Source organism: Paenibacillus sp. FSL H8-0548 (assembly GCF_038630985.1).
Taxonomy (GTDB): domain Bacteria; phylum Bacillota; class Bacilli; order Paenibacillales; family Paenibacillaceae; genus Pristimantibacillus.
In genome coordinates this window covers 3,670,825-3,683,384 of the sequence record NZ_CP152049.1, presented here as the reverse complement: position 1 = coordinate 3,683,384, position 12,560 = coordinate 3,670,825, and the positions used below count along the sequence as shown (strand labels likewise).

General features: G+C 44.5%; 15 protein-coding genes. 1 reads left to right on the top strand and 14 read right to left on the bottom strand.

What is annotated here, in order from left to right:
* Window positions 1-19 precede the first annotated feature (19 nt).
* On the top strand, window positions 20-1,273 hold the full coding sequence (gene nagZ / locus MHI37_RS15590) for a beta-N-acetylhexosaminidase (RefSeq protein ID WP_076339735.1): 1,254 nt from the start codon (window positions 20-22) through the stop codon (window positions 1,271-1,273).
* Between the two features lie 50 nt (window positions 1,274-1,323).
* Here nagZ and fabI read toward each other — a convergent pair whose 3' ends face one another.
* From fabI to pucD, 14 genes are all read right to left on the bottom strand, one after another.
* Window positions 1,324-2,100 carry an enoyl-ACP reductase FabI gene (fabI, locus tag MHI37_RS15585; protein WP_076339734.1) on the bottom strand — a complete coding sequence of 259 codons (777 nt, stop codon included), beginning with the start codon at window positions 2,098-2,100 and terminating at the stop codon, window positions 1,324-1,326.
* Window positions 2,101-2,129: 29 nt separating this feature from the next.
* Window positions 2,130-2,720 (bottom strand): AAA family ATPase, encoded by a 591-nt coding sequence (locus MHI37_RS15580; RefSeq protein WP_179090330.1) that lies wholly within the window; start codon window positions 2,718-2,720, stop codon window positions 2,130-2,132.
* 661 nt (window positions 2,721-3,381) lie between these two features.
* Window positions 3,382-3,729: a hypothetical protein gene (locus MHI37_RS15575; protein WP_144023757.1), complete on the bottom strand. Its 348-nt coding sequence runs from the start codon at window positions 3,727-3,729 to the stop codon at window positions 3,382-3,384.
* Between the two features lie 101 nt (window positions 3,730-3,830).
* Complete coding sequence (locus MHI37_RS15570) at window positions 3,831-4,085, bottom strand: hypothetical protein (RefSeq protein ID WP_076338661.1); 255 nt, start codon at window positions 4,083-4,085, stop codon at window positions 3,831-3,833.
* The gene (locus MHI37_RS15565) at window positions 4,069-4,815 is read right to left on the bottom strand and encodes a class I SAM-dependent methyltransferase (protein WP_076338660.1); all 747 of its coding nucleotides are present in this window, start codon (window positions 4,813-4,815) and stop codon (window positions 4,069-4,071) included. Before MHI37_RS15565 ends, MHI37_RS15570 begins: the two co-directional genes overlap by 17 nt.
* A 37-nt stretch (window positions 4,816-4,852) precedes the next feature.
* Entirely contained in the window at window positions 4,853-5,023 is a 171-nt protein-coding gene (locus tag MHI37_RS15560) for a hypothetical protein (protein WP_179090279.1), read from the bottom strand.
* A 68-nt stretch (window positions 5,024-5,091) separates the two neighbouring features.
* On the bottom strand, window positions 5,092-5,628 hold the full coding sequence (locus MHI37_RS15555; protein ID WP_076338659.1) for a hypothetical protein: 537 nt from the start codon (window positions 5,626-5,628) through the stop codon (window positions 5,092-5,094).
* A gap of 18 nt (window positions 5,629-5,646) precedes the next feature.
* On the bottom strand, window positions 5,647-6,585 hold the full coding sequence (locus MHI37_RS15550; protein ID WP_076338658.1) for an ADP-ribosylglycohydrolase family protein: 939 nt from the start codon (window positions 6,583-6,585) through the stop codon (window positions 5,647-5,649).
* A gap of 171 nt (window positions 6,586-6,756) precedes the next feature.
* Complete coding sequence (gene add, locus MHI37_RS15545; RefSeq protein WP_076338657.1) at window positions 6,757-7,818, bottom strand: adenosine deaminase; 1,062 nt, start codon at window positions 7,816-7,818, stop codon at window positions 6,757-6,759.
* A 62-nt stretch (window positions 7,819-7,880) separates the two neighbouring features.
* Entirely contained in the window at window positions 7,881-8,264 is a 384-nt protein-coding gene (uraH, locus tag MHI37_RS15540; RefSeq protein WP_076338656.1) for a hydroxyisourate hydrolase, read from the bottom strand.
* The gene (gene pucL / locus MHI37_RS15535) at window positions 8,264-9,223 is read right to left on the bottom strand and encodes a factor-independent urate hydroxylase (RefSeq protein WP_076338655.1); all 960 of its coding nucleotides are present in this window, start codon (window positions 9,221-9,223) and stop codon (window positions 8,264-8,266) included. The genes uraH and pucL overlap by 1 nt, the downstream gene beginning before the upstream one ends.
* A gap of 17 nt (window positions 9,224-9,240) precedes the next feature.
* Window positions 9,241-9,741, bottom strand: a complete 501-nt coding sequence (gene uraD / locus MHI37_RS15530) for a 2-oxo-4-hydroxy-4-carboxy-5-ureidoimidazoline decarboxylase (RefSeq protein ID WP_076338654.1) — start codon at window positions 9,739-9,741, stop codon at window positions 9,241-9,243.
* Window positions 9,738-10,265 (bottom strand): (2Fe-2S)-binding protein, encoded by a 528-nt coding sequence (locus MHI37_RS15525; RefSeq protein ID WP_076338653.1) that lies wholly within the window; start codon window positions 10,263-10,265, stop codon window positions 9,738-9,740. Before MHI37_RS15525 ends, uraD begins: the two co-directional genes overlap by 4 nt.
* Before the next feature lie 5 nt (window positions 10,266-10,270).
* Window positions 10,271-12,547 (bottom strand): xanthine dehydrogenase subunit D, encoded by a 2,277-nt coding sequence (pucD, locus tag MHI37_RS15520; RefSeq protein ID WP_076338652.1) that lies wholly within the window; start codon window positions 12,545-12,547, stop codon window positions 10,271-10,273.
* Window positions 12,548-12,560 lie beyond the last annotated feature (13 nt).

Genomic DNA, 12,560 nt, shown 5'->3' with positions numbered 1-12,560 from the left:
CTATGAGGAGGAATTGTTGATGAATATGAAAGTAGCCACACTCCTTTCAATCATGTTGATTTTCACTAGCTGCAGCAATCCATTGTCGTCAAACCAATCAGCCCCATCTCCCACTCCAAGCATAAGCCCAACTTTACAGCCCACAAAGGAGCCGACTGCTGAACCTACAGAAACCATTGATCCATTAAAGGAAAAAATAGCCGGGCTGACCTTAGATGAAAAAATCGGCCAAATGGTCATTGTCGGCCTTGAAGGAACAACGATGCAGGAACAAGCAAAAGAAATGATAGATAAATATGAAGTTGGCGGATTTATTTTATATAAAGACAACATCATTGATGCTGACCAAACGTTAAAGCTGCTAAATCAGTTAAAGGCGTCCAACCAAATGAATGATATTCCGCTATGGCTCAGTATTGATCAAGAAGGCGGAAAGGTTAGCCGGCTGCCTGATGAGTTTACAAAGATTCCTTCAACTGCTGATGTTGGGAAAGCAAATAATACCTCCTATACCTCTCATATCGGACAAGCAATTGGAGAAGCTGTCCATGCACTTGGCTTCAATATGGACTTTGCGCCAGTCCTTGATATCAATAGCAACCCAAAAAATCCGGTAATTGGCAACCGTGCCTTCGGTGCGACACCGGAATTGGTCATTACGCATGGCATTGAAACGATGAAAGCCATTCAGTCCAAGCAGGTAGCTGCAGTAGTCAAGCACTTTCCAGGTCATGGCGATACGTCAGTGGACTCGCATCTTGATTTGCCTGTCGTGAATAAATCATTAAAGGAACTCGAAGCCTTTGAGCTGCTGCCGTTTGCTGAAGCCATTCAGGAAAATGCAGATGCGATTATGATTGCTCATTTGCTAATTCCGAAAATCGATGAGAACTATCCCGCATCGTTGTCAAAGGAGCTTATTACCGATCTCCTGCGAGAGAAACTAAACTATAACGGTGTTGTCATGACTGATGATATGACGATGGGCGGCATTACAGAGCATTATGATGTCGGGGAAGCAGCCGTTATGTCCGTGTTAGCAGGAAGCGATATAATTCTGATTGGTCATGATTATGACACTCAAATTTCTGTTCTCAAAGCATTGAAGGAAAATGCACGGGACGGCGTAATTACGAAGAATCAGTTAGATCAGAGCGTGTATCGTATTTTAAGTTTGAAGGCTAAATATGCACTGGAGGACAAAGCAGTCCCGTCTGTTGATATCGAGGCTGTTAACCACCAAATCCGCTCTGCCTTGCAGGCCAAAAAATAAAATAAGGCTCAGACCTCGTTTCGAGATCTGAGCCTCATTTTCATTCCAATCTATAATGCAAGAATATGATAACCAGCGTCGACATGCAGCACTTCACCCGTAATGCCTCTAGACAAATGACTCAGCAGGAACATCGTTGCATCGCCAACCTCATCCTGATCAATATTGCGGCGAAGCGGCGCTCTTTCCTCAATAGTAGACATAATATCATTGAAGCCGGATACTCCTTTAGCTGCTAGCGTACGAATAGGGCCTGCGGAAACCGCATTGACCCGAATGCCGTATTTGCCCAAATCCTCGGCTAAGTACATAACACTCGCTTCAAGCGCAGCCTTCGCAACTCCCATGACGTTGTAGTTTTTGACTACACGCTCCGCACCAATATACGTTTGTGTTACGATGCTGCCGCCTTCAGTCATTAGCTTCTTCGCCTCGCGAGCAACCGCGACTAAAGAATACGAGCTGGAATTTTGTGCAAGAAGATAACCTTCCCTAGTCGTATCTAAATATTCTCCCTTAAGCTCGTCCTTATCGGCAAAAGCTACCGAGTGCACGACCCCGTGGATCACACCAACGTTTTGCCCAATTTCGTTAAATGCTTCCGTAACACTGCTATCATCCAGTACATCACAGGATACCGTCCGCAGTGCAGTAATTTGATGCTGCTCCAGCAGCTTAGTTAACTTATCTAAGGACCTTTCCTTGCGGTAAGTGAAAATGAGCTTAGCTCCTTGATTATGAAGCGATTTTGCTACTCCCCATGCAATGCTGCGATCATTTGCTACACCCATAATAACGATAACTTTGTTTTCCAGTAAGTTAGACATGCTGCTCCTCCTAATTGTGCTGCTCTCTTTTAAAATCGTATATGTTTAACCTGCGTTAATACGCGGTCATACGCTTTCTTTATTGGTCCACGGCTGTCTTGAGATAAGACAATATTGCTCATCGAAGCGATACGTTCGGCATTATCAGAAACGGTTGTTCGATTAGTATCCAAATGAGTGTGAAACTTGTCATCCGACAGTGCCGTAACACATCTCTTTATTTGCTGCTCTGCCCAAGAATGACTCTTTTCGCCTCTGCCTCGAAGTCGTTTTTTCAACGTTTCTTCTGTTGCACACAGACTAAAATGATGCACCGTTACACCATCATCCCTTAATCGACCTATGATTTCATCAAAATATTGCGGATTAACGATCGTCATTGGTGCAATAACAATCCCTTCATAGGTTTCATCGAGATGCTTCAGCATCTGATAATTACATTCTCGCCACATCGGATAATCCTGGAAATCTTTTTCTCGAATCGAAACTGGTACGTTTTTCCGAATGAAATAACCTGCGTTCTCGGGATCATAAACATAAGATTGAGTCGTTCTTCTATGCAGTTCATATGCGGTCTGTGTCTTTCCCGCTCCAAAAGCGCCATTTATCCATATGATCACGGTTAACACCTCATACTAAAAACTAAGTACATTGTTCTATACTAACGATAACCAATCAGATATTCAACTTTTATTCTATATAAGTTGAACTAAACATTTACGTTTTGGTCGCTGCGCGAGTAGATCATTCTGAAGGGTCGCTGTTGCAGCCAGATTCTTTGATTTCCTAAGACATTTAAAGGTAAGAATCCACCTGCAAAGGCGAACACTTCGTTTCTCCAGAACGTTCTTCTCGCTTCGCTTAAACTTCATTTTTTTAGTTCAATTTATATAGAGCTAAATTTCAGACCTATTTTCGTCACATCAGTCTAAAAGATAATAATAAGTCTAGTACATAGACCTATTTCCTTTTGTTCCTATCGAAATGAGGTTCATACATCGATTTGAGATGAAATAGCTCTGAATTTTAGACCTAATTACATCAAATCAGCCTAAAAGACAATAATATGTCTAGTAAATAGACCTATTTACGTTTTGGTCGCTATGCAAGTAGATCATTCTGAAGGGTCGCGGTTACCACCAGATTCTTTGATTCTCTAAGACATTTAAAGGTAAGAATCCACCTGCAAAGGCGAACACTTCGTTTCTCCAGAACGTTCTTCTCGCTTCGCTTAAACTTCATTTTTTTAGTTCAATTTATATAGAATCAAGCTTCAAGGATTTAATTACCATCAGTTTCCACAACGATAATATTCATAGGAATTTGAGCAATCGCAGATAGCGTAACTTCGACCTGCTGATGTGAAGAGAAATGATGAAGCATTTCCGGAGCAAATATTCTAATCTTCTTTACTTGCCCATTTTCTTTTAAAACATAAATGATATTTTTATATTTGCTAACGTACTTGGCTCGAACGACCCTATGATTTTTATTAAATAGATCGACAAGCAAGATGATAAATATCGTAATCGCAAAAAGCGCCGATAAAAAGAACAAGAAGCCTAAAGCTTCCAGACCATCATTCACATAAATGTTTATAAACTGAAATATAGAATTCATACCGAGCATAAAACTCGCAATCATAGCAAAAGTAAAAGCTTTTCTAGGCTGAAGGTTTATAATTACTCCCCCTATTCTACTCGTTCATATCGATAACAATCGTATGCGCTCTAAGCCACAGTGATCAATCTATGATCCTCGACAATAAGCTTTCGCGGCTTCATCAAACTATTCAGCATGAATATAGCAATTACAACCATGAAACCAATTACACCATAATTGATCATATGATCCCAAGACTCTAAATCGAAAATCCGGTTCACGATGTTTAATGAAATAAAGGCTAACGTAAATACAGATACATATTTGACAGTCACATAAGGCAGTTTTATTGCAAATTCTGATGGTTCACTCGTTTGAATCATCCATAACCCCTCCACTGTGACCTTTACTCTTTTGGGCAACATAAGTTATGCAATTACTTGTGAGTAAAATTTCCCGATCATTTCTAACGATCGTAAACTCAAGCTGCTTCACATGAGTGTTAAGAATATTCCAGTCTTTATACACTTCTTGCAGCAGCATCTCCATCTGTTTAGTGCTCACGTTGATCTCCATATAGGGCTCGAGGATCTCATGCGTGTGTTTATCCATTTCTTGAATGCTAGTGTTAATAATGATGCAATTAATGCCGTTAATCTTAGTGCCTGAAATCATACTTAGCAAAACTTCCTTCAGCACTTCTTCTGATTCCACATGCTCAAGTGAAGATACTGCTACGATATAATCAAAGCCACCTAAAAGAATGTCATAATTCCCTATATCGCTTGCAACTGGCTTCAAATACCCGTCTACGCCATTTTGCTCGGCATAGCTCATTAATTTATATAATGCTGACTCCAACAAATCAACGCATATGACCTGCCCCTGACTGCCAATCAGAGATTGAGCCATTGGGATGCTGTTCCTGCCTACTCCGCAGCCAAGATCAAGAATAGTGGGATTTTGATTTTTTTCAATTACGGAGAAATATTCCATGACCGTTTTCACTGGTTTATGCAGCCAAGAGCCTTCTTCAAACAATTTATATTGGTCATAGCAAGCCTCATGATACTTTTTCTCTTCTTCACGAATGAGTGATAATCTCGTATTCATATGAACATGCCCCGCCCCATCATTATGGTGATCCCAATTATTTCTTTGTTTTAGACGCAAAATAAGTACTCGTTAAAAATGCTATCAGCCCAGCAATCCAACCTATAATGGGTGAGTATTCTATCGTCCTTTGCAGAGACATGCCACCTATGACAAAAACAACACCTAGGAATAAAAAAACAAGCGATAATTGCTGATTCTTGTTCATATTTATCACTCCCAAATTCGTATTGTTCATAACTCTTCAATCCACATCTCTTTGTAAGGTATCAACCATTAATCAGAAGCAAGCAGCTCCTTGATCGCTTCGATACCTTTGGTCGCTCTGAGATTAAGAGATCGTTTGTCCTTCAGATCAAATAATTGCAATTCATGACCTGGGTCAATAATCAATGGCTTTAGTATAATATCGTCTAAAATTTGTGCAGCTGCTTTATACGCTTGGTGGAGCAATTCGGTTGAAGACTGAAGCTTAACAAGCTTTATGATTTCAATTATGTTTTCCGCGTACATCAGTTTAACGATACTATCTGACGACATGATATGTCGCGAAGCAAAGGCGACCACCTGCTCTAAAATTTTGCTGTCAGGATAGTTTTTAGCGACAGACAATAAGTGAAGAACAGCGTCCCAATTTCTAATGGATAACTCCAACACATCATTTGCTATCATTTCATCAAACCACGCTGTCTCTACATCCTTAGTAATGTCAAATGATTTATATTCCTCAAGAGTTCCCAACCGATGCATCTGAAAATAATTGCCGAAAACAGGAGTAAACAGCTCTTTTGCTCTTAGTAAACCTTCACTCATTCAATCTCCACCTTACATTTATGCGTTGCTCGCTGCCTCAAATCGATTGCAAATATCATTAATATCATCTAATCTTGCTAATGGATTAATCCATTTCTCAGGGATGGCTTCTATGCCATAATAAAGACCTGCAAGGCCGCCTGCAACCGCACCCGTTGTATCTGTATCCTCACCTAAATTGATGGCACGCAGCACCGCATCGCTATAGCTGTCCGTTGTCAGCAAGCACCACAAACTCGCTTCCAGCGTATGCACCACATAGCCCGAGGACTCAATTTCATCAACGGTCAGCTTGCTGATATCTCCATTTAGCACGCGGTCAAACTTCATCATCTCGGTATGATTAGTATCCTTATAAACATCTTTTACAGTCTCTCTCATTCGCTCGATCGCCTCTTGCAAGGACAGACCATTAATTAGATGGATAGCTACCTCTATATAAATGACACAGGCGATGATCGATCTTGGATGGCCGTGTGTTACAGAAGAAACCTGTGAAATAATCTTCACCCGATCCTCAATCATTTCCCCCTTAAGCAGATAGGCTAGCGGTAAAATACGCATCAAAGAACCGTTTCCATTACTATAAACATCGGTCCCGCCAGCTAAATCAGGTCGAATACAAAGCTCCTTATATCGATCAATCGCTTTTGCCGTAGCGATGCCAACATCGAATGTGACGCCATGCGGCGTCCAGTAGCTTTTGTACAACCAGCTTGAAAACTTATCAGCCAAATCATGTAGATCTAAGTTCGGGAATTCAATTAGACTTTCCATCAAACAAAATACTAAAGAGCTGTCATCTGACCAAGTTCCCGCCGGCTGCGAATGGCTGCCGTAACCAATCATATCAGTTAGCGGCTTAGCCGATAAAGCTTGACGAGTTTGAAATTCTACTGGAACGCCTAGTGCATCGCCAACACAAAAGCCGATAATTCCGTCACGTATTTTAGTCATTTTACACCTACCTCCGATAACTCACTACATCGTTTCTATTCCTTTTAGTATACCAACGTTGGATTGATTTGGAAATGACATCCCATGCAAAAGAAGCACGACGTCCATGCTCGAACGCAGTGCCTATTTTAACTTCTTATTCAATGAGACTAGCCTCAGCGTAAATTAGTTCTATACAAGAACGCCGCTAGCAGCAAGCTCCTGCTCAAACTGCTCGATCAACAGCTGTTTCACATTATCCTCGAGAAAAGCTGCCTTAATACCATTCATAATGACTGTACCAATGTCGTCCAGCGTGAGGCCGCAATGCGCTATGAGCAGCTCATACTCCTTCTGGATTGTTGTGTGCGAAACCGTTCGATTATCTGTATTTACAGTGACTACGATGCCTTGCTCCATATAGCCGCGAATCGGATAATTTGCCCAGCTTGATACCGCTTTGGTCTGTATATTGCTTAGTGGACACATTTCAAGCGGTATTTGCTGTTCTTTGACTAACCCAACGACCTCGGAGTCCTCCAGCATTCGTACGCCATGGCCAATTCGCACGGCACCAAGCTCCGTTATGGCTACTTTAACACTTGCGGCGCCAGCGGCTTCACCTGCGTGAATCGTAATCGGTAATCCCAACTGCTTCGCTTCTTCGAACAGCTGGCGGAACAGCTTAGCAGGAAAGGAAGCTTCATCACCGGCTAAATCGACAGCAACGACTCCTTTTTCTAAAAAGCGTGCTGCCTCCTTAATCACCTCCGTATTTATCTCATATGAATGACTTCGCAAACAAATAATGATCGCCCTAGCTATCGTTCCAAAGGTTTGTTCCCCGCGCTGTAAGCCAGCTAGAACATGTGCGATCACCTCATTATTCGTTAAGCCCTGAATACGATGCAGCTGTGGCGCGAAACGAACCTCGATATAGCGGACATTTTCGTTGGCCGCTTGTTCGACGAGCTCATAGGCAACTCGCTCGATCGCTGCACCAGTCTGCAAATATGGCAATACAAAGCTGAACTTCTCTAAATACTCCTTCAAGCTCTCACAATGCTCCTCTACCTGCATATGGGACAACAGCTCTGTGTTCGATTCCATTTGCAACGGATTTCCTTGTTCTCTAGCGAGCTCCACAAGCGTATCCGGCTTAACACTTCCATCTAAATGCACATGCAAATCTACCTTAGGCAGCTGCGACAACAACGCTATTACTGCTGCCGATTGTTCCTTCACTAACGTCATTGTAATTCCCCTTTCTATTACATTCATTCACATTCAAGTCGACTGGTATACTAGCACCGCTTCTAGCTTCCGCGATACGTGCTGTAACCGCCAGGCGCAACTAATAATGGTACATGATAATGTTTACTGGCATCTCGGATATAGAACCGTATCGGAATCAAATCAAACATGCTCACAGGCAGAGCAGCCAAATGATTCGCCCTCCGAAAAAAATCACCTGCAGCAAATATAAGCTCATACACGCCTAGCTGAACATCCTCACCTTCGAGCATAGGCTGTTCGACACGGCCATCACTATTCGTTTGGTAGGCACCAATTAGTCTCGTCAACGGCTCTGAATCCGGAGTTCCCGCTTCCTCCCCTAAATACCACAGCTCGATTGTTATCCCAACGACCGGTCTTCCTCCTGCAAGATCAAGCACATGTGTCGTAATTCGCCCACTCATTATAACTCTTCCCCTTCATCCAAGTCAGCCCTTGTCAACGTAAATCCTTGAAATCCATAAGGGGGACGCGGCTCCGTATAAACACCGGCTGCTGCGGAACTCGCTGGCTCTACAACAGTTTCCCAAGTACGGTTATTGGACTCAAAGCGAACTTCTGCAAGCTGCGGAAAGCTCGTTAAAATGTTTTTTCCAATCCGATAAATTAAATATTGAATGGAAGGTGACTGGGAGGAGTGGAATAAGGTATGTGCGAGATCATGCACCTGCTCAGAGGGAACATATCGCCCGCGTCCGCTGTCGAAAGCATCCTCAGCCTTTTCATATGTCCAATAAATAGTTAAAAATATAAATAAAGGGCGGTCATAGCTCTCCGGCAGCGTCGTATATTCGTCCCGTACGAACCCATAGAACGAGCTGCCGCTTACCTTAATGAGTTGAATATTCGACAGGGAGCTTTCGTGCTGAGCAAGGACAGCTTCGCCCTCTGCACCTCGAATCCACTTCAGCGATGCACTGGCATGCTCATTATGGGATCGACGAAACACGAGCTGGCTATCGTTCCAAATACCATCCTCCGAAATAGGAACCGAATGAAACGGAAGTCGACTTGCACTGATTTCGATAGCATCGATATGCGGATACCTCGTGAGAAACTGCTCGCTTATGAACGCAAGCAGCCCCTCGGTCGTACTGCCATTATAATTTGCCGTTTGGCGCAAAATAAAATTTTTCATAGAATCCGTAGCGACAACCATCGTATTATCCCCTTCAGTGAAGGAGGTAAGCAGCACCTCGCTGCTGACCGAGAAGGTGATGTTATGAGCAAAAATAACGTTGCTGTCTCCTAGAAAACGAGATTCCGGTATTTCATTGACGAGCAGCGGAGCAGCGTAAGTCCGATAGCTGAGCACATCCCCTTTTCCATAATAAAGCGTTCGTCCATTACGTAATTTAAGCATCTTACTCCATCCCTTCTCTACTCGATTAGAAGTTCCCTTAGACGAAAACCAGATATTTTTTCAATTTCAAGCAAAGCCTGCTCTGCTTCCTCACTTGCTGTATGCCACAGCCTAGTGTTCATGGCTGCAACAATATCCTCCTTTGTTCTACCTCTTACCGCGAGAATAAAGGGAAAACCAAAGGTTCTCACATACGTTTGATTTAAAGCATGAAATTTCTCATATTCCTCAGCTGACAGCTGATCAAGGCCCGCACTTTGCTGCTCCTGTGACGAAAATTCAGCGACAGCAAGCCGTGTTCCAAGGTCGGGATGCGCACGAAATAAATCAACAATCGCTTCCACTCTTGATTCCCTCACAATATTGATCATCGTCTTATGCAGTACATCAACGGATGGAAAGGGGAGCGAGCTAAAGGCTGCGGCGGCTACCCAGGGGGAATGCTCAAAGATCGCACCCAAAAAATCAACGAATTGCTCACGGCTGCATCCATTTATTTGCTCCAGTGTTTTCTTCATATCAATTCCTCCTTCTGCTCCATCGCAAGCAGCTGGCGCTTCCTTTCTACCGCCTGCTTTACCGCCCGCCAAATACCGCCATATCCGGTGCATCTGCAAATATTGCCTGATAGAGCTTCAGCAATTTCATCATCGGTTGGCTCTGAATTATCATCAAGCAGCGCTTTGACAGATACGATCATTCCGGGTGTGCAATAACCGCATTGAAAGCCGCCCTCCTCCAGAAACGCTTGCTGAATATAATCAATCCCCTGCAGCGCTACCCCTTCGATCGACGTAATATGCTTTCCTGAGCATTGATAAGCCATCGCGAGACAGGAGTTTACAGCCTTTCCATCTATCAGCACCATACAAGCGCCGCAGCGCCCGATATCACAAGATCGTTTTGTACCGGTAAGCTTTAGCTCATCTCTTAAAATAGTGAGCAAACGGGTGGAAGGAGCCGTCTTAATGCTTTCCTCTCCTTCATTAATGAAGCAATGCAGCGAATAGGGAACTCCTTCCTCTACAGCTTTATTACTCATTTCGTTCACCCCTTCCTTAGAAAAAATGGCATTTCCTGCAGCAAGCTTGGTTCAACCGGTAATTTGGTTACCCATTTCCCGCACGCCTGCCGTATTGCTGCTGCAATAGCGGGCGCCACGGTTACAGATCCTACCTCTCCAACGCCCCGTGGACCATAGTCATCTTCCTCTGGCAAATGCTCTATCGCCTCGACCTCAATTAAGCCTCGCTGATCCTCTATCGTCGGTACAAGATACGTATCTAAATTCCGGGCAATGTAATGTCCTTTATCCATCACAGATTCTTCCAAAAGCGCAAAGCCCAGCGCCATGCTGCTGCCGCCTTCAATTTGACCTAGATAACCCTGAGGATTAACGACGGGTCCCGCCGCTACTGCATGATATTGCTGCAGCACCTTTGCTCGGCCGGTTAGCGTATTTACTTCCACCTTCACAACAACAGCGGAGTAGGTATACATAAAGTGGGCACCTACTCTGCTCGTAGACGAGGTCGGAAATGAAAATGATGTTTCGCAGATGATTGGCGTACCAGCTGCTGCCGCCAGCTCTTTATACGTGAGCAGCAATTCATCACCATCCGCTCCTTTTATTCCTCCCTTGCCAAGTCGGAGCTGTTCAACGGGTCGGTCGACCGAAGCTGCCGCTCGCTGAAGCAGCTGATCAGAAAATGGCTTTTTTAGCCGTTGCAACGATTTCCACATCATGGCGGTTGCACGCGAAGCCGTCGTTGATCCGCTGTCAGGGACAATATCGGTATCGCCAATGATCATTCGGATGTCCTCGCTGGCGAAATCAAATTGCTCGATCAGCATTTGTTCAAGCGCAGCAAGCAGGCCCTGCCCAAACTCCTCGTACCCAAATACGGCTTCGATTTTCCCATCTTCCGCCAGCTTCAGGCGTCCGCCTGCCGGATCAGGAATGCCAACCCCTAGGCCTGCGCCATGCATCGTAAAGGCGGCGCCGATTCCGGTTTTTATCCAAGGCTCTGCTTTCTCATCCATCGTTGTTTCTAAGCGGTTACGCTCTTGCCATAGTGGACAGCCGGCAACAGCTGCCCATACGTGATCAGCGCCATGTGTCATAACAATCGGTTGATCAAATGGTCCTAAGTCATCTACTGCACGCATATTCAGCTTCCGAAAGGTCCAAGGGTCCATTCCCAGCTTCTCCGCTAGTCGATCCATTTGTCCTTCTAGTGCAAAGACCGCTTGATTGCCGCCAAAGCCTCGAAACTCTCCGGACATGCCGTTATTCGTGAACACGGAAACTCCATTTACATCCAAATGAAGGTATCTGTAAGGACCAATGACATGCTCGGTTGCAAAATTCAAAACCTCTGCTCCTAAAGTAGAATAGGGTCCTGTATCCGAAAGGATACTCACTTGATGAGCCAGCAGTCTCCCAGCTGCATCTGTGCCAGTTTTCATCGCTATTTTCATCGGATGGCGCTTTAGCCCTGCCCGAACGGACTCCCATCTTGAGTTATGCATTTTGATCGGCTTTCCTGTGTGAATAGCAAGAAGGGCTCCATAAGGCTGAACGTTTAATTCATCCTTTCCGCCGAATGAACCGCCAATTGGACTTGAAACGATGCGAATACCTGCTTGAGGCACCGCCAAAATACGTGCTAGCTGCATACGATCCATGAAGCCATGCTGGGTTGGTGAATAAACAGTTAATCGACCATCTTCCCCTGGTACGAACAAGCCGCCTTCTGTCTCCATATACGTGTGCATTTGACGCGGTGTATAATAAATATCTTCAATAATATGAATGCACTGCTTAAATCCTGCCTCGACGTCACCTCTGCAAAAGGCCGTTCGATGAAGCGCATTCCCTTTGGGATGCAGCTGCTGAGAGTCAGGCAATAGCGCACGCTCAGGATCATCGACGACCTCCAGCACCTCATATTCAATCTCGATGAGCCCAGCAGCAAGCTGGGCTACAGCTAACGAATCAGCAGCAATGGCCGCCAGTGCATCACCTACATATCGAACACGCTCTTCGCATAATACAGGCTGATCTGGATGGGCGATGCCAAAGGCGTTTAATCCCGGAACATCCAGATAAGTAAGAACGGCATGAACGCCTTTCAGCTGCTTCGCCCTATCCGTATGAATTGATTTGATGCGGGCATGCGGATGCTCGCTGCGAAGCACGAGTCCATAAAGCATGTGATCCACCGACATATCCGTTAAATAAGCCAAGCCTCCCGTCACCTTATCCGGCCCGTCAGGACGAATTCGCCAACGTTCTCCACTGCTTGCGCGGTTTAAGAGCATAGACCTCATCCTC

Coding starts and splice junctions, on each gene's coding strand:
- nagZ (WP_076339735.1), top strand. CDS start 20: ATGAATATGAAAGTAGCCACACTCCTTTCAATCATGTTGATTTTCACT.
- fabI (WP_076339734.1), bottom strand. CDS start 2,100: ATGTCTAACTTACTGGAAAACAAAGTTATCGTTATTATGGGTGTAGCA.
- MHI37_RS15575 (WP_144023757.1), bottom strand. CDS start 3,729: ATGCTCGGTATGAATTCTATATTTCAGTTTATAAACATTTATGTGAAT.
- MHI37_RS15570 (WP_076338661.1), bottom strand. CDS start 4,085: ATGATTCAAACGAGTGAACCATCAGAATTTGCAATAAAACTGCCTTAT.
- MHI37_RS15565 (WP_076338660.1), bottom strand. CDS start 4,815: ATGAATACGAGATTATCACTCATTCGTGAAGAAGAGAAAAAGTATCAT.
- MHI37_RS15560 (WP_179090279.1), bottom strand. CDS start 5,023: ATGAACAAGAATCAGCAATTATCGCTTGTTTTTTTATTCCTAGGTGTT.
- MHI37_RS15555 (WP_076338659.1), bottom strand. CDS start 5,628: ATGAGTGAAGGTTTACTAAGAGCAAAAGAGCTGTTTACTCCTGTTTTC.
- MHI37_RS15550 (WP_076338658.1), bottom strand. CDS start 6,585: ATGACTAAAATACGTGACGGAATTATCGGCTTTTGTGTTGGCGATGCA.
- add (WP_076338657.1), bottom strand. CDS start 7,818: ATGACGTTAGTGAAGGAACAATCGGCAGCAGTAATAGCGTTGTTGTCG.
- uraH (WP_076338656.1), bottom strand. CDS start 8,264: ATGAGTGGGCGAATTACGACACATGTGCTTGATCTTGCAGGAGGAAGA.
- pucL (WP_076338655.1), bottom strand. CDS start 9,223: ATGCTTAAATTACGTAATGGACGAACGCTTTATTATGGAAAAGGGGAT.
- uraD (WP_076338654.1), bottom strand. CDS start 9,741: ATGAAGAAAACACTGGAGCAAATAAATGGATGCAGCCGTGAGCAATTC.
- MHI37_RS15525 (WP_076338653.1), bottom strand. CDS start 10,265: ATGAGTAATAAAGCTGTAGAGGAAGGAGTTCCCTATTCGCTGCATTGC.
- pucD (WP_076338652.1), bottom strand. CDS start 12,547: ATGCTCTTAAACCGCGCAAGCAGTGGAGAACGTTGGCGAATTCGTCCT.